This is a genomic window from Paraglaciecola sp. 20A4 (assembly GCF_011378905.1).
Taxonomy (GTDB): Bacteria; Pseudomonadota; Gammaproteobacteria; order Enterobacterales; family Alteromonadaceae; genus Paraglaciecola.
The window spans coordinates 83,590-106,298 of record NZ_WTPY01000008.1 but is presented as its reverse complement, the minus strand read 5'-3'; the positions used below and the strand labels follow the sequence as shown (position 1 = coordinate 106,298).

The 22,709-nt window shown below is 42.8% G+C and carries 19 protein-coding genes; 18 read left to right on the top strand and 1 reads right to left on the bottom strand.

Annotation, left to right across the window (positions count from 1 at the left end; all coding sequences use genetic code 11):
* The first annotated feature begins 91 nt into the window (after positions 1-91).
* From tsf to GQS54_RS10530, 18 genes are all read left to right on the top strand, one after another.
* Positions 92-964, top strand: a complete 873-nt coding sequence (gene tsf, locus GQS54_RS10615; protein ID WP_166423960.1) for a translation elongation factor Ts — start codon at positions 92-94, stop codon at positions 962-964.
* A 268-nt stretch (positions 965-1,232) separates the two neighbouring features.
* The gene (gene pyrH, locus GQS54_RS10610) at positions 1,233-1,967 is read left to right on the top strand and encodes a UMP kinase (RefSeq protein ID WP_158769143.1); all 735 of its coding nucleotides are present in this window, start codon (positions 1,233-1,235) and stop codon (positions 1,965-1,967) included.
* 24 nt (positions 1,968-1,991) lie between these two features.
* The gene (gene frr, locus GQS54_RS10605) at positions 1,992-2,549 is read left to right on the top strand and encodes a ribosome recycling factor (protein ID WP_166423959.1); all 558 of its coding nucleotides are present in this window, start codon (positions 1,992-1,994) and stop codon (positions 2,547-2,549) included.
* 13 nt (positions 2,550-2,562) lie between these two features.
* The gene (gene uppS, locus GQS54_RS10600; protein ID WP_166423958.1) at positions 2,563-3,303 is read left to right on the top strand and encodes a polyprenyl diphosphate synthase; all 741 of its coding nucleotides are present in this window, start codon (positions 2,563-2,565) and stop codon (positions 3,301-3,303) included.
* A gap of 49 nt (positions 3,304-3,352) precedes the next feature.
* Positions 3,353-4,216 (top strand): phosphatidate cytidylyltransferase, encoded by an 864-nt coding sequence (locus GQS54_RS10595; RefSeq protein ID WP_166423957.1) that lies wholly within the window; start codon positions 3,353-3,355, stop codon positions 4,214-4,216.
* Positions 4,216-5,409 carry a 1-deoxy-D-xylulose-5-phosphate reductoisomerase gene (gene ispC / locus GQS54_RS10590; protein ID WP_166423956.1) on the top strand — a complete coding sequence of 398 codons (1,194 nt, stop codon included), beginning with the start codon at positions 4,216-4,218 and terminating at the stop codon, positions 5,407-5,409. The genes GQS54_RS10595 and ispC overlap by 1 nt, the downstream gene beginning before the upstream one ends.
* A complete protein-coding gene (gene rseP, locus GQS54_RS10585) occupies positions 5,410-6,762 on the top strand; it encodes a sigma E protease regulator RseP (RefSeq protein WP_166423955.1) in 1,353 nt (450 codons plus the stop codon).
* Between the two features lie 62 nt (positions 6,763-6,824).
* Positions 6,825-9,299 (top strand): outer membrane protein assembly factor BamA, encoded by a 2,475-nt coding sequence (bamA, locus tag GQS54_RS10580; protein ID WP_166423954.1) that lies wholly within the window; start codon positions 6,825-6,827, stop codon positions 9,297-9,299.
* A 52-nt stretch (positions 9,300-9,351) separates the two neighbouring features.
* On the top strand, positions 9,352-9,867 hold the full coding sequence (locus GQS54_RS10575) for an OmpH family outer membrane protein (protein ID WP_166423953.1): 516 nt from the start codon (positions 9,352-9,354) through the stop codon (positions 9,865-9,867).
* 37 nt (positions 9,868-9,904) lie between these two features.
* Positions 9,905-10,939, top strand: coding sequence for a UDP-3-O-(3-hydroxymyristoyl)glucosamine N-acyltransferase (lpxD, locus tag GQS54_RS10570; protein WP_166423952.1), 1,035 nt, complete (start codon positions 9,905-9,907; stop codon positions 10,937-10,939).
* Positions 10,940-10,981: 42 nt separating this feature from the next.
* A complete protein-coding gene (gene fabZ / locus GQS54_RS10565; RefSeq protein WP_166423951.1) occupies positions 10,982-11,428 on the top strand; it encodes a 3-hydroxyacyl-ACP dehydratase FabZ in 447 nt (148 codons plus the stop codon).
* A 1-nt stretch (position 11,429) separates the two neighbouring features.
* Positions 11,430-12,200 (top strand): acyl-ACP--UDP-N-acetylglucosamine O-acyltransferase, encoded by a 771-nt coding sequence (gene lpxA, locus GQS54_RS10560; RefSeq protein ID WP_166423950.1) that lies wholly within the window; start codon positions 11,430-11,432, stop codon positions 12,198-12,200.
* 3 nt (positions 12,201-12,203) lie between these two features.
* Positions 12,204-13,358 (top strand): lipid-A-disaccharide synthase, encoded by a 1,155-nt coding sequence (gene lpxB / locus GQS54_RS10555; RefSeq protein ID WP_166423949.1) that lies wholly within the window; start codon positions 12,204-12,206, stop codon positions 13,356-13,358.
* A gap of 12 nt (positions 13,359-13,370) precedes the next feature.
* Positions 13,371-13,964, top strand: coding sequence for a ribonuclease HII (gene rnhB, locus GQS54_RS10550; protein WP_166423948.1), 594 nt, complete (start codon positions 13,371-13,373; stop codon positions 13,962-13,964).
* Positions 13,965-17,432 (top strand): DNA polymerase III subunit alpha, encoded by a 3,468-nt coding sequence (gene dnaE, locus GQS54_RS10545; protein ID WP_166423947.1) that lies wholly within the window; start codon positions 13,965-13,967, stop codon positions 17,430-17,432.
* A gap of 48 nt (positions 17,433-17,480) precedes the next feature.
* Complete coding sequence (gene accA, locus GQS54_RS10540; RefSeq protein ID WP_166423946.1) at positions 17,481-18,437, top strand: acetyl-CoA carboxylase carboxyl transferase subunit alpha; 957 nt, start codon at positions 17,481-17,483, stop codon at positions 18,435-18,437.
* 95 nt (positions 18,438-18,532) lie between these two features.
* Entirely contained in the window at positions 18,533-19,933 is a 1,401-nt protein-coding gene (gene tilS / locus GQS54_RS10535) for a tRNA lysidine(34) synthetase TilS (protein ID WP_166423945.1), read from the top strand.
* A gap of 103 nt (positions 19,934-20,036) precedes the next feature.
* Positions 20,037-20,822 carry a DUF2974 domain-containing protein gene (locus GQS54_RS10530; protein WP_166423944.1) on the top strand — a complete coding sequence of 262 codons (786 nt, stop codon included), beginning with the start codon at positions 20,037-20,039 and terminating at the stop codon, positions 20,820-20,822.
* Between the two features lie 89 nt (positions 20,823-20,911).
* Here the strand turns inward: GQS54_RS10530 and GQS54_RS10525 are convergent, their stop codons facing one another.
* Complete coding sequence (locus tag GQS54_RS10525; RefSeq protein ID WP_166423943.1) at positions 20,912-22,558, bottom strand: response regulator; 1,647 nt, start codon at positions 22,556-22,558, stop codon at positions 20,912-20,914.
* Between the last annotated feature and the right edge of the window lie 151 nt (positions 22,559-22,709).

Here is a 22,709-nt window from a genome sequence, read left to right as displayed (position 1 = left end):
CACACATGTGCATGACACGAAAATTTAACAGGGGCTGATGCCCCTGTTTTTTAATCCTAATTTAGTACATATTATTGCTGAGGAAACGACAATGGCAGTGACAGCAGCCCTAGTTAAAGAATTACGCGAGCGTACCGCTGCAGGTATGTTAGATTGTAAAAATGCACTTGTTGAAACTGACGGTGACATTGAACTTGCGATCGAGAATATGCGCAAGAACGGTCAAGCAAAAGCCGCAAAAAAAGCAGGTCGTATCGCCGCTGAAGGCGTTATTTTGACCAAGGTTGCAAACGGCGTTGCAACTATGATCGAATTGAACAGTGAAACTGATTTCGTTGCACGTGATGACGGTTTCGTCGCGTTCGGTAACCAATTAATCGAAGTCGCTTCAGCGAACAAAGTTAACGATATCGAAACATTGAACAACTCAATTGTTAATGGCGTTAAAGTTAGCGATGCTCGTGACACATTAGTTGCTAAAATCGGTGAAAACATTTCTCCTCGTCGTGTTGTTTCGGTCGAAGGTGAAAACCTTGGCGCTTACGTTCACAGTGCACGTATTGGCGTTATTGCTATCCTTAAAGGTGGCGACGAAGAATTAGCGAAAGACATAGCTATGCACGTAGCGGCAGCTAATCCTCAGTTTGTTAAACCTACTGATGTGCCTGCTGACGTTGTTGCAAAAGAGAAAGAAATTCAACTTGATATCGCTATGCAGTCAGGCAAGCCTGCTGAGATAGCTGAGAAAATGGTTTCTGGTCGTATGAATAAGTTTACTTCAGAAGTTAGCTTAACGGGCCAACCATTTATCAAAGATCCTTCAATGACGGTTGCTCAGTTGCTTAAAGCTAAGAATGCAGACGTAATTAACTTCGTTCGTTTCGAAGTTGGCGAAGGTATTGAGAAGAAAGAAGAAGATTTTGCTGCTGAAGTAGCTGCACAAATGGCCGCTGCTAAGAAATAATTGCGCCATTTGCTTTTGCGAAAAGCCAATGTCATATAAACTACTGGCACCTCAAATTGAGGTGCCTTTTTATATGTGGAACAAACTGTATAACGGCATGTACTATGAAATTAGCTACAGATACGTTTTTATGCCAATATTTTTGTACAATGTATTGAACGATAAGATTGTAGAAACGCCTTAGTTACTGACTATATGGCATATCGTACATTGTTATATCGAGTGTTTTTTGACCCCCATTATTCGTTAAACAAGGAATAGCCTGCCGATGAGTACAACACCTAAACATACCTATCGAAGAATTTTATTAAAACTTAGTGGCGAAGCCTTAATGGGCGAAGAAGGCTTTGGAATAGATCCCAAGGTACTTGAGCGTATGGCTCAAGAAATAAAAGAAATAGTTGAATTGGGCATCCAAGTCGGCTTAGTCATAGGCGGCGGTAACTTATTCCGTGGTGAAGGACTTGCTAAAGCAGGCATGAATCGCGTTGTTGGCGACCACATGGGTATGCTAGCTACGGTTATGAATGGCTTGGCTATGCGAGATGCTTTGCACAGGGCTTTTGTAAACGCGCGTTTGATGTCAGCTATTCCTTTAAATGGTGTGTGCGATGCCTACAATTGGGCTGAAGCGATTAGTTTGTTGAAATCTGGTCGTGTGGTTATTTTTGCTGCGGGTACAGGCAACCCCTTCTTTACAACTGATTCAGCTGCTTGTTTACGTGGTATTGAAATAGAAGCCGACGCCGTCCTAAAAGGCACGAAAGTCGATGGCGTATATGATTCTGACCCAGCAAAAAACCCGAATGCCGTTATGTATGACAGATTATCGTACACAGAAGTATTAGATAAAGAATTAAAAGTGATGGATTTAGCGGCATTCACGCTAGCCCGTGATCACAATATTCCAATCCGTGTTTTCAACATGAATAAACCCGGCTGCTTGCGAGCGGTTGTGCTTGGTGAAGATGTTGGTACCGTAATTTGCCATCCAGAAAAATAAGATAATTAATTAGGAAGTCATTTTATGATTGATGAAATCAATGTAGATGCGCGTGAGCGCATGGAAAAAAGTATTCTTGCTCTGCGCGGACAATTTGCCAAAATTCGTACCGGTCGTGCTCATCCTAGTTTGCTAGACAGTATTATGGTGCCTTATTACGGTGCCCCCACGCCGTTAAAACAGCTTGCTAACGTCATTGCTGAAGACTCTCGTACCTTAGCCCTAACTGTTTTTGATAAAAGCTCAGCCCAGGCTGTTGAAAAAGCCATTATGCAATCTGATCTTGGTTTAAACCCTATGAGTGCGGGGACGGTTATCCGTATTCCTATGCCAGCGCTTACAGAAGAACGTCGTAAAAGTTTAATACGCGTCGTGCGCGGTGAAGCTGAAGGTGGTCGTGTGGCCGTGCGTAATATCCGTCGTGACGCTAACGGTGATCTTAAAGAATTATTGAAAGAAAAAGAAATTAGTGAAGATGACGCCCATCGCGGTGAGGATGCCATCCAGAAGCTGACTGATGAATTCGTTAAACAGATTGATGAAATATTGGCAGCGAAAGAAACAGAGTTAATGGAAGTGTAGTGGTCGCTGGTAAATGAATTCAGAATCACAACCTACTAATAAACTCATGCCACAGCACGTTGCTATCATTATGGATGGCAACGGGCGGTGGGCTAAAAAGAAAGGCAAAATCCGTACTTTCGGGCATCGTGCTGGGGTTAAAGGTGTGCGAGCATCCGTGTCTTTCTCTCTTAAAAATAATATCAAAGTGTTAACGCTATTTGCCTTTAGCAGCGAAAATTGGAATCGCCCTCAAGAAGAAGTGGGTGTGCTGATGGAACTGTTTAAAATGGTGTTGAGCAGCGAAGTAAAAAAGCTGCACAAGAATAATGTTAGGCTTCGTGTTATCGGTGACACCAGTCGTTTTGACAAAAAATTGGTTGAGCAAATTCGTGATGCTGAGCTTTTAACCGCAAATAACGACGCTTTAGTGCTGAACATTGCTGCCAACTACGGCGGGCGCTGGGAAATCATTAATGCAACAAAAGCGATAGCTGAACAAGTAAAAGCAGGTGCACTCGATAGCAATGACATCGATGTAAATCTATTTAGTGGATATACCTGTTGTTCGGATTTACCTGAACTCGATTTATTAATTCGTACCGGCGGTGAAACGCGTATTAGTAACTTTCTTTTATGGCAAGTTGCCTACGCAGAATTGTATTTTACTGATACATATTGGCCGGATTTTAACGAAGATGCATTTAAACTTGCCATCGACAATTTTGCAGATAGGCAACGTCGTTACGGGATGACAGGCGAACAGGTTAGTTAATGGCTAATATGTTTGTGGTTATCGCCACTTCTGTTTCTGAGGGCTCACTATGTTGAGAGAACGTATTCTAACCGCACTGGTGTTAGCACCGCTGGTATTGTGTTCGATCTTATTTCTTCCCATGATTGGTTTCGAAATTGCCATGATTGGTGTACTCGGTTTAGGGGCTTGGGAATGGGCCAACATGTCTGGTTTTGTTACCCGTCAAACCAAAGCGGTTTATACCTTCATTATCGTAGCGATTTGTGGCTACTTTACCTTTGCCATTGATGTAGAGAATATCTGGTATCAGGGACAATTGAATAGTCTCTATCATTATATTTTAGGTACCGCTGCTCTTTGGTGGTTTATCTCGTTATTAATGATAATTGCCTATCCTCGTTTTAGTTCTTTTTGGCGCACACGAAGAGGTATTCAAGGTTTATTTGGGCTGTTAACACTTATACCTACTTGGGTCGCGATAGTGTCATTACGCACCAGTTTGTACGACGTAGATAGTTTTTACGGTGCATCTCTTATCTTTTACGTACTGGGTATTGTTTGGGCCGCCGACATTGGCGCATTCTTTGTTGGGGTTAAATTTGGTCGTACTAAGTTACGTCCAAAAGTATCCCCAGGTAAAACATTCGAAGGCTTAATGGGTGGGGTAGGAGCATCATCACTTATTATTGCATTTGCTGCATTGCACTATGCGGTTGATCCTAGTCGTATCTGGATAAACATTTTGATCGGTGGTTTGACGGTCGCCGTATCTGCGCTGGGTGATTTAAACGAAAGTATGTTGAAACGCTGCGCAGGTATAAAAGATAGTGGTAATCTATTACCCGGTCATGGTGGTATTTTAGACCGTATCGATAGTCTCACCGCAGCCTTTCCTGTCTTTGCGTTTTGTTACGTATCTTGGATGGCCTGATGCAAAATATTTGTATTTTAGGTGCTACTGGCTCCATTGGACAAAGCACTATAGACGTAGTAGTACGGCATCCCGAGCTCTATCAAGTTTATGCCTTAACCGCTCACACTAATATTGATAAATTAATTGAGCAGGCAAGGTTGTGCCAACCAAAATATTTGGTTTTATCTGATATTGGACAATACAAGCAAGCAAAGCAAGCACTGTTATATTCGGGTATTAAAAGTGTGTTGTTATCAGGTGCTCAAGCATTAGCTGATGTCGCCAGTGCAGATGATGTGGATGTGGTGATGGCTGCTATTGTCGGTGGTGCAGGTTTACTTCCCACTATTGCGGCTGTTAAAGCAGGTAAAAAAGTGTTGTTAGCCAATAAAGAATCGCTGGTCATGTCTGGTGAACTTTTTATGGACGCAGCCAGAGAACATAACGCCCAGTTATTGCCGATAGACAGCGAACACAACGCTATTTTTCAGTGCTTACCCCATGATTATCAATACGGCGACTTAGCGTCATCGGGAATAAGCAGTATTTTACTAACGGGTTCAGGCGGGCCTTTTCGTGAAACTGCCTTTGGCGAACTAACCCATGTTACACCTGCTCAGGCATGTGCTCATCCTAATTGGGTTATGGGACAAAAAATATCAGTTGATTCAGCGACTATGATGAACAAAGGCCTAGAGTTTATTGAAGCTCGGTGGTTATTTGGTTTACAAAGCAGCGACATCAAGGTGGTACTGCATCCACAGAGTATCATTCATTCTATGGTGCAATATCGAGACGGTTCAGTGCTCGCTCAAATGGGAAATCCAGATATGCGCACACCAATCGCCCATGGGCTTGCCTATCCAAAACGTATCGATTCTGGTGTCCAGCCACTTGATTTTCAAACGGTAAGTAATTTTAGTTTTAGTCTTCCTGAGCCTAAACGCTATCCTAATCTCTACCTCGCAATTGAAGCCGCAAACGCGGGGCAATCCGCAACTACAGCCCTTAATGCAGCTAATGAAGTAGCTGTGGCGGCATTTTTATCGGGCAATATAGGCTTTACCCAAATAGCTCAGATAAATGAGCAATGTCTTACGCAAATGGGCGCGTGCCAACTCGATAATATAGATGCGATTGTCGCATGGGATCATGAGTGTCGTAGTGCCACACAGCAGATCATTTCTTCATATGCACGAGAGGCAAATTAAATGTTGGGCTTTTTATGGAGTTTAGGCTCTTTTATCGTTGCGTTGGGTATTTTAGTCGCCGTACACGAATGGGGACATTTTTGGGTTGCTAGACGTTGTGGGGTAAAAGTTGAACGCTTTTCTGTTGGATTTGGTAAAGCGCTTTGGCGACGCACGGACAAGTTAGGGACTGAATATGTTATTGCCGCGATACCTTTAGGCGGCTATGTCAAGATGCTCGATGAGCGTGTAGATGAGGTGTCAGAAGAAGACTTACCCCATGCTTTTAATCGCCAACATGTATTAAAGCGAATCGCTATTATCGCAGCAGGGCCACTGACGAATTTTATTTTCGCTATATTTGCGCTGTTTGTGATGTATTTGATTGGCGTACAGACTATTAAGCCTATGCTCGGCGATATTAAGCAAGATAGTATCGCTAGCCAAGCAGGCTTGATTTCTGGCTCGGTGATTAAAAAGATAGGCGATCGTGAAACTATTGATTGGCAAGCGGTGAATCTTGAGCTGATTTCATATATTGGGGACGATAGTTTACCGATTACTGTGTCACTGCCCAACAGCCCCATTGAACAGACAAGAGTGTTGGATTTAAGCACTTGGCAATTTAATCCAGAGAAAGACTCCGCAATCGATAGTTTAGGCTTATCTGTATACCGTCCCAATGTACTGAGCATCGTAGGTTTAGTGGCTGAAGAGTCTGCTGCACAGCAGCTAGGATTGAAGGTCGGCGATAAAATTCAGCAAGTAGATGGAACTACCATGCTAAATTGGGAACAAATAGTGAGCTATGTTGCAAAACGTCCCAATGCAGATGTTTCCATTCAGGTGTTAAGAGACGATCGTGTTGTTGAATTAAATGGCATGTTAGGCTCACGCCAAGATGGTGACAAAACAATTGGTTACTTGGGCGTTAGCCCAACACTAGCAGCATGGCCCAAAGGGGTATTGTTTACGCACCAATATGGTCCTATTGATGCTGTCGTTCAAGCGAGCGATAAAACATGGCGTCTTATGACCCTTAGCATTGAGATGCTAGGCAAGTTGATTACGGGTGATGTGTCGGTTAATAACCTTAGTGGGCCGATTTCGATTGCCCAAGGTGCTGGGATGAGTGCGAGTTCAGGAATAGTGTATTTTCTGAGCTTTTTAGCGTTAATTAGCGTCAATTTGGGAATTATTAACCTTTTACCCATTCCTGTGCTTGATGGCGGCCACTTACTCTATTACTTTATAGAGCTTTTACGTGGTCGACCCGTGCCGGACTCTGTACAAGAGATTGGTTTTAAAATAGGTGGCTTATTATTACTCCTGTTTATGAGTATCGCCATTATTAACGACATTACGCGTTTATAATTTTTATCGGCCAGTTTGGTCTAAAGCACAAACATATGTGCGCTTAGGAAGAATGTTAATAAATGAAGTTTAAACAGTTAGTTGCTGCAGGATTGATGTTATCCGTTGCCGGAATGGCAAAGTCGGCCCCAGAAAGTGAATTTGTCGTCTCCGATATTAAAATAGAAGGCCTGCAACGTGTGGCACTTGGTGCGGCATTAACCTACTTGCCTATCAAAGTCGGCGATGAAATGAACAGCTTCCGTATCGCGCAAGCGATTCGATCATTGTATGCCTCAACGCATTTCGAGAGTATTGAAGTATTACGTGATGGTGATGTATTGGTCGTCAAGGTTAAAGAACGCCCGACTATCAGTAATATTATTCTTGAAGGTAATGATGATATCAAAGATGAGCAACTTCAAGAAAGTTTAGATGGTAGCAATATCCGCTTAGGGGAGCCGCTAGACAAAACGGTTCTTACTTCGATTGAAAACGGCTTGAAAGATTTCTACTACAGTATTGGTAAATATAATGCAGATGTGAGCGCCATCATTACGCCACTTCCGCGTAATCGAGTTGATCTAAAGTTACTTTTTGAAGAAGGTGATGCGGCAAAGATTGAGCAAATCAATATCGTTGGTAATAGCATCTTTGATGATGCCACTTTATTTGAACAAATGGAGCTCAAATTCGATGCTCCTTGGTGGGATTTTTTATCTGAGACGAGATACCAGAAGCAAACTCTTACCGGTGATATGGAAACTGTTACCAGTTACTATAAAGACCGCGGCTATTTGAAATTCGATATTGAATCGACTCAAGTTTCGATGACTCCCGAGAAAGCGGGTATCTATGTGACCTTGAATATTGATGAAGGCGAGCAATATAAAGTATCAGAAGTCGAGTTAGTCGGTGAGTTATTGGGACATGAAGATTATCTGAAATTAGTATTACCTATTACACCAGGCGAATTGTATAACCAAGCTGAGGTGACTTACACAGAAGAGTTTATCAGCAAATATTTCGGTCGCTTTGGCTATGCATACCCAACAGTTGCAACCATTCCAGAAATTAACGAAGAAGACAAAACCGTTAAGTTGACCCTGTCGGTTGACCCTGGTAAGCGTATTTACGTGCGTCGTATTAATTTTGAAGGCAACATTGGCACCGCTGATGAAGTACTACGTCAATCAGTGACGCAAATGGAAGGCGCGTGGTTGTCAAACTCGACTTTAGAGTCTTCGAAGAATGCACTTTCACGTTTAACCTATATGGAGAGCGTAGATTTTGAAACCGTGCGTCTACCAGGCGAAGACGACAAAGTTGACGTTAACTTCAGTGTTAAAGAGCAAGCTTCAGGTTCGTTTAACGCGGGTATCGGTTACGGTGATAGAACCAAGCTGAGCTTACAAGCGGGTATTCAACAGGATAACTTCTTAGGCACGGGTAAACGTATTGCCTTGAATCTAAGTACTACTTCGTACCAGAAAAGTGCGCAAATTTCTTATACAGATCCCTATTTTACTATTGATGGGATCAGTTTAGGTGGTTCAGTCGGTTACAGTGAATTTGATGGCGAAAGTGCCGGTTTCATTCAGTATAACTCTAAACAATATTCTGTTGGCGCTAATGTGGGTTACCCCATAGATGAATTTAATCGGATTAATTTTGGTTTAACTTACAGTAATGTTGAGTTATTTCAGAGTACGTCCTACGAACAAACAACGCGTTTTTATAACCAGTTTGTTGATGAAAGTAACCCAGATGATTCTATTAAGTACGACAGTTTCTTAGCGTCGGTCGCGTGGATCCGGTCCACCCTTAACCGAGGTGTATTCCCAACTGCAGGGTCATCCCAGCGGGCCTCTTTTAGCATAACGACGCCGAACTCTGATGTTAACTATTTCAAGACTGAAGTTGATACCAAGTTTTACTTCCCATTATCCCGTAATCAACGTTGGTCATTCTTGGCACGTCTAAAATTGGGTTATGGTAATGGTTATGGCACCGCGAACGGTGTTGATCAGATATTACCGTTTAACCAAAACTTTGGGGCAGGTGGTAGTGATTCGTTACGCGGTTTTGAAAATAATACAGTAGGCCCCCGTGGTGTGCAGCTGACGCCTTCAGCGATACGTGACATCGACGGTAATATTATCTACGGTAGCTCGGTAAACGACACTGTTACTATTTCGTCTCGTTCGCTTGGTGGTAATGCCATGATTCTGGGGGGAGTTGAACTCATCGTACCGACCCCGTTTGTGGAAGCCGATTTTGATAACTCAGTACGAACCAGCTTGTTCGTAGATGTGGGTAACGTATGGGATACTGAGTTCAGGTATGATCGTTACAAAGATCTCACGCTCAATACCCAGTTTAATAATGATCCGTTGGAAGATTATAGTGACTATAAGTTGTATAGAGCTTCCGGCGGTGTTTCTGTACAATGGTTATCGCCTATGGGACCTATGGTATTCAGCTTCTCTAAAGCGATTGAATCCAGAGAAGGAGATGACACGAAGTTTTTCTCTTTTAACATTGGTCAAACATTCTAAATCCAGTATTGTTTAGTGCTGAAAATAACGATTAAAAAATTAGGAGTATCTTTTGAAAACATTTACTAAAAGTCTTGTAGCAGGGGCGTTAATAAGCGCAGCAGCATTCAGTAGTGCAGCATTAGCAGAGCAAAAAATTGGTGCGGTTAACGTACAGGGTATTTTCCAGTCTATGCCTCAAGCTGCCACAATCCAGCAAGACTTAGCGGCAGAATTTAAAGACAAAACTGAAGAAGTTAGCCGCTTAGAGAAAGACATTAAGTATTACATTGAAAAAAATCAGCGTGATGCAGCGACGATGAGCGGCAAAGAAAAGAAAGAACTAGAGAAGAAAATTAACGAGCTTCGCGAAGAGTACAGCGCAAAAGCTCAGCCACTTCAACAAGAAGTGCAAGGACGTTTAAAAGAAGAGCAAAATAAATTGCTTGGTTTTATTAAACAATCTATCGACGTAGTAGCCGCTAAAGAAAAATATGATGTTATCTTAAATGCTAATGCAGTGGCGTTTATTAATCCTGATAACGACATCTCTAAGAAAGTATTAGAGCAAGTTAGTAAAGTTAAATAAGTCCCTTGGGACATTTGATAAATAAATAGGACTGACTTTGAATCATACCGTTAGCTTACAGCAATTAGCTGATAAAATTGGTGCGACGTTGCATTTGGCCGGCAATGATACTGCTGACGAGCCAATCCATTCATTGTCGACGTTAGCGTCTGCGGGCAATGGTCAGATTTCCTTTTTGTCTAATAGTCGGTATCGTAGCCAACTTGAAAAAACGGCCGCACAGGCCGTTATTTTAAAACCCGAAGATTTATCGCATTGTGAGTGCTCAGCATTAGTGATGGACAACCCCTATGTTGGGTTTGCACTCGCCGCACAACTACTTGACTCTACCCCTCGTTCGGCAAACGGCATATCACCTTTAGCGGTGATTGCTGAAGATGTTGAGCTTGGAGAAAACGTTAGTATTGGAGCTCATGCTGTAATTGAATCGGGTGTTAAGCTTGCAGACAACGTACAAATCGGACCCGGTTGTTTTATCGGTCAAGGCGCAAGCGTTGGCGCCAATAGCAAATTGTGGGCAAACGTGACACTGTATCACCGAGTGGTATTGGGTCAAGATTGTTTGATTCAGTCAGCTACGGTTATTGGTGCTGATGGTTTTGGTTATGCAAATGACAAAGGCCGCTGGGTCAAGATACCTCAGTTAGGTACGGTTATCATTGGTGATCGTGTCGAGGTAGGCGCCAGCAGTACTATTGATCGTGGTGCACTTGATGACACTATCATCGGCGATGGTGTTATTATTGATAATCAGTGCCAAGTGGCGCACAACGTGACTATCGGTGATAATACCGCTATCGCAGGATGCACAGTTGTTGCTGGTAGTACTAACATCGGCCGTAATTGTACAATTGGTGGCATGGTGGCAATTAATGGACACATGGAAATTTGTGATAACGTTTATATTACAGGTATGAGTATGGTGACAAAAGCCATAGACAAACCTGGCGTTTACTCTTCCGGAATGCCCGCTATTGAAAACCGAGAGTGGCGAAAAAATGCAGTGGCGTTGCGTAATCTTAGCACCCTCAATCAGCGTGTCAGAACACTCGAAAAGTCGCATTTAAAATAAGTCGTCTAGTTAATCAGGCGACTTAATTGAGGAGATAACCTGTTGGTTAATAATGTCAATCAGCTTGGAATTGAAGAAATTCTTGAGCTTTTACCCCACCGCTACCCATTTTTATTACTTGATCGTGTTACCGACTACACATTAGGCGAATCGATTACTGCTTATAAAAATATTACCTTTAATGAACCGTGTTTTACGGGGCATTTTCCCGGTAAACCTATTTTTCCTGGGGTATTAATTCTAGAAGCATTAGCTCAGGCAGCAGGTGTGTTAGGTTTTAAAACAGCAGGTAATAGCGACGATTTGTATCTGTATGCAGGTATAGACAAGGCTCGCTTTAAGCTACCCGTTATGCCTGGAGATCGTCTTGATATGGACGTTAGGCTGATTAAAGAGCGCCGTGGTATCTGGAAATTCCACGGTGTCGCAAGTGTTGATGGTAAAACGGCCTGCGAAGCTGAATTTATGTGCGCAATGCGGAAACTATAACGTGATACATCCTACAGCTATTATTCATCCTACGGCGATTATCGCCGAGGATGTAAAAATTGGGCCGTACTGTTTGATTGATGCCAATGTTGAAATTGGCTCGGGTTCGGTACTCGAATCTCATGTGGTGGTGAAAGGGCATACTAAAATTGGCAAGAATAATCGATTCTTTCAATTTGGTTCGATCGGTGAAGATTGTCAGGACAAAAAGTATGCTGGTGAGCCTACTCGTCTTATCGTAGGCGATAATAATGTCTTTCGTGAATCGGTAACTGTACATCGCGGGACAGCACAAGACAAAGCGCTTACCCAGATTGGTTCTAATAATCTTTTTATGGCTTACGCCCATGTAGCACACGATTGCCTCATCGGTAATGACACTATTCTAGCGAATAACGCTACACTGGCCGGTCATGTTCACGTTGGTGACCACGTGATCCTTGGGGGGATGACTGCTTTTCATCAATTTTGCCATATTGGCTCTCATAGTTTTGTCGCCGGTGGCGCAATTGTCCTGCGTGACGTGCCGCCTTATGTGATGATTGGTGGTGATAAAAGTACACCTCACGGCATAAACACTGAGGGCCTCAAGCGTCGTGGTTTTGATAAAGACGTGATCATGCAGTTACGCCGAGCTTACAAAGTTTTGTATCGTAACGGGCATCGTGCTGATGAAGCCGTAGAGCTATTGAACGAAATGGCCGTCCTAACGCCAGAAGTTAAAATTTTGGCCGATTTTGTGGCGACCTCTTCACGAGGTATTGTGCGCTAAGCCATGAGCGAAAAAATAATTAGAATAGGAATAGTTGCCGGAGAAACCTCCGGCGATATACTAGCCGCTGGGCTAATCCGCAGTATCAAAAAGCAATATCCGAATGCTGTATTTGAAGGCATAGCCGGACCACGCATGCAGGCCGAAGGCTGTACAACCATTTTTGATATGGAAGAGTTATCGGTAATGGGGTTGGTCGAAGTACTGTCACGTATTCGTCGCCTGTTATTTATACGCAAAAGCCTATATCAACATTTTATGGCAAACCCACCTGATGTCTTTGTTGGTGTGGATGCACCAGATTTTAATCTTCGTTTGGAGCTTCCTCTTAAAAAGGCCGGTATTAAAACTGTGCATTACGTCAGTCCCACGGTTTGGGCTTGGCGTGAAAAAAGAGTGTTCAAAATAGCAAAAGCGACGGATCTTGTTTTAAGTTTGTTTCCTTTTGAAAAACAAGTTTACGACAAACATAATATCCCTTGTCGATTTGTCGGACATACCATGGCCGACAGTATTGATATCAATCCTGATAAAGACGCTGCAAGGCGTGCCTTAAAAATACACGCCGATGAACGTGTTTTAGCGCTATTACCTGGCAGTCGCAATAGCGAAGTTACTATGCTGTTAGATATTTTTATGCGCAGCGCTGAATTACTCGCTGAGCAAGTCGCTGGTTTATGTGTGTTAATTCCGGTGGTAAATAAACAACGTAAGCTTCAGGTTGAAGATTATATGCGTGAGCATTCTGTGAGTGTTAATTATCGTATCGTCATCGGTCATGCTAGAGAAGTGATGATTGCATCTGATGCCGTGTTACTTGCCTCCGGAACGGCAACGTTAGAAGCTATGTTGTGTAAGCGGCCCATGGTGGTGGCATACCGTTTGAAGTGGTTGACTCATCAAATGATGAAACGATTATATATTGCCAAGTATTTTGCTTTACCGAATATTCTAGCTGACGAAGAGTTAGTGCCAGAGCTTTTACAAGAAGATGTGAATCCGGAAAATATCGTGGCTAAGTTATTGCCCTATTTTACCCAAGAAGAAAGTGACAGAGCAGCATTAGTGGCGCGTTTTACCCAATTGCATATCTTGCTCAAACAAGACGCTGATGCTCAAGCAGCCAACGCGGTGCTGTCATTAATAGAAACTATATAAGAGAGCATGTAAATGACATCGTTAATCGCAGGGGTCGATGAAGTTGGCCGTGGTCCCTTGGTCGGGGATGTGGTAACGGCTGCCGTTATTTTAGATCCTAGCAAACCTATCATTGGCTTAGCCGACTCCAAGAAATTATCTGAAAAAAAGCGTTTAGCGTTGTTTGCTTTAATTATGCAAAATTCTTTGGCGGTTAGCGTGGGTAGAGCATCGCCAAAAGAAATTGACGAGCTTAATATTTTGCACGCCACCATGCTTGCCATGACTCGCGCAGTTGAAGGCCTAAATATACGCCCTAGTTTTGTTCGAGTTGATGGAAATCGCTGTCCAATATGGGACTATCCATGTGAATCGGTTGTGAAAGGCGATAGTCTGCATGCTGAAATATCGGCCGCATCTATTATTGCCAAGGTGACCAGAGACGCAGAAATGACTGAGCTGGATAAGTTACATCCCGAATATGGTTTTGCTCAACACAAGGGCTATCCTACGAAAGCCCATTTAGAAAAGCTCGCTGAATTTGGCCCTTTAGCGCAATATCGAATGAGCTTTAAACCGGTGCAGCAGTCTTTGTTGCAGCGCGACGGGCAATTGGCGGGAAACTAAATGTCTGATTGTAAATTTGTACATCTGAGAGTCCACAGTGACTATTCAATGCTGGATGGTTTAAATAAAGTTAAACCTCTGATTTCTCATGTAAAATCCTTGAATATGCCAGCGGTTGCACTCACCGACCAGATGAATATGTGTGGCTTGGTTAAGTTTTATGAACAGGCTCATTCAAATGGTATTAAACCTATTATTGGTACTGACTTTTGGGTGCAATCCGACGCACTTGAAGGTCATATTTTTCGACTAACCCTATTAGCTGCGAATAATAAAGGCTACAAAAACATCACCTTGCTCATATCCAAAGCCTATTTACGGGGCAGTGTGCAAGACAGGGCGGTAATCGACCAAGAATGGTTAGTCGAGCATTGTGAAGGTGTGATTGTTCTCTCTGGCGGTCGTATGGGCGATTTGGGTGTATACCTGACCAAAGGAAACGTCGCCCTTGCAGAAAAAACCACCCAATTTTATCAGCAGTATTTCCCTGACCGATTCTATTTGGAATTGACCCGCACTGGGCGATTAGGCGAAGAAGACTATATTCACCGTGCGGTAAAATGGGCGACTGAACATGACTTACCGGTCGTGGCCACCAATGAAGTGTGTTTTCTTTATGCTGATAACTTTGATGCTCATGAGATCCGAGTCGCGATACACGATGGCTACACGTTAAACGATCCTCGTCGGCCTAAATTATACAGCGAACAACAATATATGCGTTCCAGTGAGGAAATGTGTGAGTTGTTTGCTGACATTCCTCAAGCTATAGAGAACACAGTCGAAATAGCCAAGCGCTGCAATGTTTCGGTATTACTGGGTACGTACTTTTTGCCTGATTTCCCCACTGGGGATATGTCGATCGCAGATTTCTTGGTTAAAGTATCTGAAGAAGGTTTAGAAAAACGTCTTAAATTTTTATTTCCCGACGAAGACGAACGAATTGCTAAACGTCCAGAATATGATGAACGTTTAAAAATTGAGCTTGTCGTGATTAACCAAATGGGATTCCCTGGTTATTTCTTGATTGTTATGGAGTTTATTCAGTGGAGTAAAGATAACGGTATTCCTGTTGGGCCTGGTCGAGGTTCTGGTGCTGGTTCGTTAGTAGCGTATGCACTCAGTATCACAGATTTGGATCCGCTGGAGTTTGATCTGCTTTTCGAACGTTTCTTAAACCCCGAACGAGTATCGATGCCAGATTTCGATGTGGATTTCTGTATGGATAGACGCGACGAAGTAATTGATCACGTTGCTGAACTCTATGGGCGCGATGCGGTTTCTCAGATTATCACCTTTGGAACAATGGCTGCTAAGGCTGTGGTGCGCGATGTTGGCCGTGTATTGGGACACCCTTATGGTTTTGTTGATCGCATTTCTAAGTTGATCCCGCCTACACCAGGCATGACCCTCACTAAAGCGTTTGAAGAAGAGCCGCGGTTACCTGAATTATACGCCTACGATGAAGAGGTCAAAGATCTTATCGATATGGCGCGAATCCTCGAAGGCGTTACACGTAATGCTGGTAAGCATGCGGGTGGTGTTGTTATTGCGCCAGACAAAATTACCGATTTTGCTCCTCTTTATTGTGATGATGAGGGCAAAAATCCAGTTACGCAATTCGATAAGAATGACGTTGAAACCGCCGGCTTGGTAAAGTTTGACTTTTTGGGTCTGCGCACATTGACCATTATTCAGTGGGCCATCGATATGATATCGAGTGGTCGAGGCGTTGATATAGATATTACCACCATTCCTACTGACGATAAAAAGTGCTTCAAGTTGTTGCAACGTTCTGAAACGACCGCTGTATTTCAGCTGGAATCACGTGGTATGAAGGACTTGATTAAGCGCTTAAGGCCTGACTCCTTTGAAGATATTATCGCATTGGTAGCCTTGTTTAGACCTGGTCCGTTGCAATCGGGCATGGTTGATAACTTTATTGATCGTAAGCATGGGCGCGAAGCTATTTCCTACCCTGATGCGACTTATCAACATGAATGTTTAAAAGAAATTCTAGAACCGACTTACGGCATTATTTTGTATCAAGAGCAGGTTATGCAAATAGCCCAAGTTATGTCTGGATACAGCCTGGGCGGCGCTGATTTACTACGCCGTGCGATGGGTAAGAAAAAGCCTGAGGAAATGGCCAAACAGCGTGAGTCGTTTGAAACTGGCGCAAAAGACAATAATATCGATCCAGAATTGGCGATAAAAATCTTCGATTTGGTGGAAAAATTTGCGGGTTACGGGTTCAATAAATCTCACTCGGCTGCATATGCCTTGGTTTCATACCAAACATTATGGTTGAAGACCCATTATCCGGCGGAATTTATGGCAGCGGTTATGTCCGCTGATATGGACAACACAGATAAAATTGTGACCTTGGTCGATGAATGTCAGCGAATGGGTATTACCCTATTGCCACCTGATGTAAATGCCGGTAGTTATAAATTTACCGTCGATAGTGAAGGGCGTATTGTTTATGGTATAGGTGCTATTAAAGGGGTAGGTGAGGGGCCTATAGCGGCTATTATTGAAGCCAGAGTAAAACATAAACACTTTACGGACTTATTCGATTTTTGTGCCAAAGTAGATACAAAACGTATTAATAAACGTGTGCTTGAAAAGCTTGTATACGCAGGGGCATTGGACTCTCTCGGTCCTCATCGAGCGTCAATTATGGCTACCTTACCGGAAGCAATAGCGGCCGCTGATCAACATGCAAAAGCGGAGTCCCATGGGCAAAGCGATATGTTTGGCTTATTGACTACCGAGCCTGAGCAGGTTGATCAAGCGTTTGCTAAAGTCCCGCCATGGCCTGAAAAAGTCTGGTTAGACGGTGAGAAAGTTACCTTGGGTTTGTATTTGACTGGGCATCCAATCAATCAGTATGCCCAAGAGATAAAACACTATTGCACCGGACGCTTGGTCGATCTTAAGCCGACCAACAAAGATCAGATTTCATACGCGGTAGGCTTAGTTCTTAGTGTGCGTGTTATGACTAACAAACGTGGTCGACGATGGGGTATTGTTACCTTAGATGATAAAAGTGCTAGAATAGATGTACGATTTTTCCCCGATCTGTTTGAACAATACGAAGAAATACTGCAATCTGATCGAATATTGGTTGTAAGTGGACAGGTCAGCTTTGATGAATTTTCTGGGGGCAATACAATAGGCGCTCGAGATGTCATGGACATAGTTCAGGCAAGAGAAAAGAACGCCAAATGGTTAAGTATGCAGTTTGATTCGAGCTGGTGTAATGCGTCAACTCTCGCTAAACTACAAGCAATATTAGCGCCTTATCAAGGCGGCAGCTGTCCGGTACAAGCCAATGTTGTGCATCCGGACGCGGAAGTTACGTTGGCGTTAGGTGCTCAGTGGTATGTTACTCCTGAGGACCAGTTATTATTTGATTTACAGCAGCAGTTCGGTAAAGAGCACGTAGAGCTGGTGTTTCATTGATTTTGGCAGATACAAAATCTGTTCACAAATAAACAAATTGGGTGTGGAATGAGCTTGAACTTTTTGGATTTCGAAAAACCAATCGCCGATCTTGAAGCAAAGATTGAAGGATTGCGTTTGGTTAATCAAGGCGGTGAATTCGATATTAGTATCGAAGAAGAAATCACAAAACTGCGTGAGAAAAGCGCTGAAATGAGCAAAAAGGTCTTCGCAGACTTGGGTGCATGGCAGGTTTCACAACTTGCTCGCCATCCAATGCGTCCTTATACTTTGGACTATATCCCGCGTATCTTCAGCGAATTCGATGAATTGGCTGGTGATCGTGCTTTCGCTGATGATAAAGCAATTATCGGTGGATTAGCCTTTTTAGATGAGCAGCCTATTATGGTTATTGGTCATCAAAAAGGTCGGGATACCAAAGAAAAAATTAAACGTAATTTCGGTATGCCTAAGCCTGAAGGCTATCGTAAAGCGCTGCGTTTAATGGAAATGGCTGAGCGTTTTAATTTACCCATTATTACCTTTATTGATACTCCTGGGGCATATCCTGGTGTGGGTGCAGAAGAACGTGGACAAAGTGAAGCGATTGCCCGAAACCTAAAGGTAATGGCTGGCCTTAAGGTACCTATTATCTGCACCGTTATTGGTGAAGGTGGTTCAGGTGGAGCATTAGCCATAGGCGTTGGCGACCGAGTGAACATGCTGCAATACAGCACCTACTCAGTTATCTCTCCTGAGGGATGTGCATCTATTCTTTGGAAAAGTGCCGAAAAAGCCCCATTAGCAGCAGAAGCAATGGGCGTAGCGGCTGGACAGATAAAAGAGTTAGGGTTGATCAATAGCATCGTTGAGGAGCCGTTGGGTGGTGCTCATCGCGATCATGATATTGCTGCGGCCAATCTTAAAGCGACTCTTAAGCAACAGTTAGCCCAGTTGAAAAGTTTATCGGTTGAAGAGTTACTTGATCAACGCTACGAGAGACTGATGTCTTTCGGTTACTGTTAATATAAAATTCGCTGCCTGAGTATTCAGGTAGTCGGCGCACAGCTCTCTAGCGTCTTGCTAGTGGGTTGGCGCTGGATTACGTAACGCTGGTCGACATGTCTCTACTTCTTCACTTACAACAGCAACTTTCAACGCTATCCCGTTATCATTCGTCTCCCTCTAAAATCGTCGTGGCATACAGCGCAGGCATAGACTCACATGTACTTTTGCACGCATTGTGGCAATTACGCGAACGACATGAATTTCAGTTAAGTGCCATTTATATCCACCATGGACTCAGTGTTAGCGCCAGTATTTGGCAACAGCATTGTGCTGATGTGTGTGCAGACCTTGATGTTGATTTTCAGACGGCTAAGGTAACTGTCGATTTATCGACAGGCAAAGGCCTTGAAGCTCAAGCAAGACAAGTTCGATATGCTAAATTAGTTGAGCTAGCGCCCCACGGCAGTGTCATCATGTTAGCGCAGCACCAAGACGATCAGTTAGAAACAGTCTTACTTCAGTTAAAGCGCGGTGCCGGGCCCAAAGGACTAAGCGGTATGGCTGAATACTTTTCTCGGACGAAAACAGCAAGTAGTCAGCAACAAGTTCATTTTTTTAGGCCATTATTGGATATCACTCAAGCGCAAATTCATGCATACGCCCAAGAGCATCAATTACGCTGGCATGAAGATGATTCAAACCAAAACACCGATTTTGAGCGTAATTTTATTCGTCATAATATAAGCCCTATGTTGATGCAGCGTTGGCCTCACTTCGCTAAATCTGTGTCTCGTAGTGCACGCCTATGTGCTCAACAGCAACTATTGTTAGATGAAACCACCCGTGAAAAGCTAGATAATTTGCGTACCCAAAAAGACATCTTATCTATTAATGGGCTATTAGCACTAAGTGAGCCTTGGCGTATACAAGTAGTGCGTTTGTGGTTGGATGAAAGGAATATCATCAGTCCAAGTCAAGCGATATTAACACAATTATCAAGTCAATTGCTGACCGCCGCAGATGATGCGAACCCGATTATTCGTTGGCAAAATTGGCAATTTAGGCGTTTTGAAAATGGCCTGTATGTTATTCCACTGACAAAAGAGATTATCCCATATATAGGGTCATTGACGTTATCATCGCCGATTGAGTTGCCAAATAAATTTGGTATTTTGAGCCTTTGTACAAATGAAGTTAGTCATAAGCAAAGCAACGTTCTACCAGTTGAGAATATTGAGCAGTATCCTATTAGCGTGGAATTTGGTGGTTTTTCTCGGCGTTTCACCCCGCAGGATGCTCATCATTCGAAACCGCTAAAGCAGTGGTTTAAACATTGGCGTATTCCACCATGGGAGCGAAGCAGTGTTGTTATTATTTGTCAGCAATCTAACGTTGTTGGTTTGCTGATAAAAGGGGTGTTTTATCCAAGCAAAAGCACCCGTGTAGGCCATACGCAAAAATGCGCTAAGTCAGTTACACCTTATTTTATTAAGTATCAATCAAATCTCGAGTAAACATCATTAGCATATAAATAGGCGGTCATATTCTTCCGTCATGTGTGTGTCATAAAATATGGGTAGCCTGCAAATATTGACTCGCTGCAAACCTCAACGATAATTGAAAAAACTTAAACGTTACCAATACGAACGTTACGCAGTATTGTGTAAATTGTCTTACCCAAAAGACTTCGATCATGTCGCTCTTGGCTTTTCGGAAGATGGCCATGTGGCGATTAAAAATCGTCGAGGACATGTGCTTGCGCGTATTTTATGGCAGAACAATAAAAAAGAAGTGATAGTGGTGTTCCGCGGTTCACAGATACTGAGCGATTGGTTAGCTAATCTATGTTTTTTCCCCAAACGTAAACGCTTTAATAGAACCGTTTACTATGTTCACTATGGCTACGACCGATTACTCAATCAGAAAGTCGCAGGAGAAGGCCCAGCAGATGAAGCTCTGAGCATCTATCAACAAATAGAACGTGTATTAAAGCCTCTTATTGCCAATGGGAAACGGATTAGTTTAACAGGACATTCGTCAGGTGGGGCGATGGCAATATTGACCGCAGATTGGTTAGAGCGTCGATTTGATGCTCCGGTCAGACGTGTTGTCACGTTTGGTCAACCATCGACTGGTTTTCGTAGTTTTAACAAGTATTATCTCCTTCATCGCAGAACTTACCGAATTTGTTGCGACTTAGATATCATTACTTTTTTACCGCCTTTGCCAGGGATCTTCGTTCATGTGGGTCGTAATCTATGGCTGCATAATGAACGTATCTACGAAAATATTCGCCCATCTGTGCGTTTATACAAAACGTTAACGAGTTGGCTTATTTCCCCCATTTCTTATCACTATATGCATAAATATATTCGCAATAAGGATTTTTTCGATAAGCATTAGACTTGCTAGGTAATGGGGCTAGTCTGGCGTGATCTTAATAGAATGCTCACCCAACTGGCCGCGTCCTCCTATAGCATACATACGGCTGATTAAGTGCGGGGGGAATGACCTCGATTAATGCTTTCAATATATTGGGCTTGCTTGAGCTTTTGCTGCACACTTAATTCGGCTGTTTTTAATAGTGCTCTGCAATGTTTTAATCCGCTTTGCTGCTCTTCATCTAACCCGTCATCTTGCGCTAATCTGGCTAGCACTTTAAGTAGACTTAAGCCGATATTAGGGTTTTTGGGTGATAGCTGTAATGCTTGGGTTAGTAATTTGTAAGCGGGCGTAAAACGTTTATTTTTATAATGTATTGACGCCATTTCAGCTAATTCTTTAGGTGTGTGATGGATTTCGCTGCGCTCGTTACGTTCCTGATCTATATATTCAGCCATAACTTGGCTGGCAAATGAATTACCTTCAACCTGCTCTTTCAGACGGTCTAAAATGACGATTGCTTCTTCACGTTGTCCAATTTCATGCAACGCTTTTACCTTATCCAAATTATCTTCAACTGAATGCCAACTGTTAACCTGAGTCTGGCTCAGCATAAGCTCTTCAGCTTGTTTCTTATTATCACGTAAGCTCAATAAACGCGCATGAATAACGACAAGTTGACTCTTGAAATCATTAACGTGAGCATATTCTTGTTCAATCACAGATAGCTTTCGTTCTATTTCAGCCAATAAGCTTTTCGCTTGGGTTTCAGATACGGTCGCGGCTAAATCTATTCCTGCACGAATAACATTTAAGCTTAATTCAGGGCGGTCGTGAATTGAGTTTTTAGCATACTTAGCCATATTTTGGGTAGCTAAATATTGTCCCATGGGGTCATGATTGAGCCTAGCAAGATCCCAAGCTTTTCGGTGACGCTCTATATTACGTGGAGCCAACTTGCTGGCTTCTTTTATAAGTTCGTAACCTTTTTCATAATCCTCGCTGTGAATATAGAATTCAGTTAACGCGTCATAAGTTGCAAAGCGTGTGTCATCACGTTCGAGTAGTTCATCTGTTAATGCTCGTGCTTGTGGTAATTTATTTTGTTTTAGTAATGTTGTGGCTAGCCCTACCGAAACCCATCCATAGTCGTATTTTTCAAGTAATGTACGGTAGAAGATTTCAGCGTCGGCATATTCAAGTAAACTCAGCAAACACCGACCAATCATGCGATTGATTTGTGGATGATACTGCGTTAACGACTCATCTTCTAATTGACGCTCGGCTAGGTAAATCGCGCTGGGGTATTCCCCTTTATCAAAGCAATAATTTAATCGATAGAGGCGATTTTTTATCTTTAAAATATGGTTGATGCGTTGAGTAACCCGGGATTTGTCTAACGGTTTTACCCAAAAATCGTCGGGTTGTAATTCAATGACGCAATTGACTAATCCTGCTGATGTATCGGCGCTAAGAAATATCACGCTGGTCGTTTTAGCTATGAATCCTTTAAAGCGCATTTCCTCCAATAGGTTAAACCCATCTTTGTCGCTACGGACATCAAAGGCCACTAATATGATATCGAATTTTATATGCTCGCATAGTCGCAAGGCGTAAAAAGCATTCTGGGCGCAGCGTACATTTTCGATACCCATCTCCATAAACGCAGACTTAATGGTATCTTGGACGAGTGTTTGGCCGTCAATCACTAATACATTTAGTTCAGAGACTGGTAGCTGAGGAGGTATCTTTATCACACTAAATCCATCTATTAATACACATAAATAATTGCCATTTAAGCAGCACGTTATAATGAACGATGAATAAGCTCAATCAATTTTCGAATATAGATAACTATTCACATTGTCAACTTGTGTCATTAAGCCTCAACGCTTACTAATAATAGGT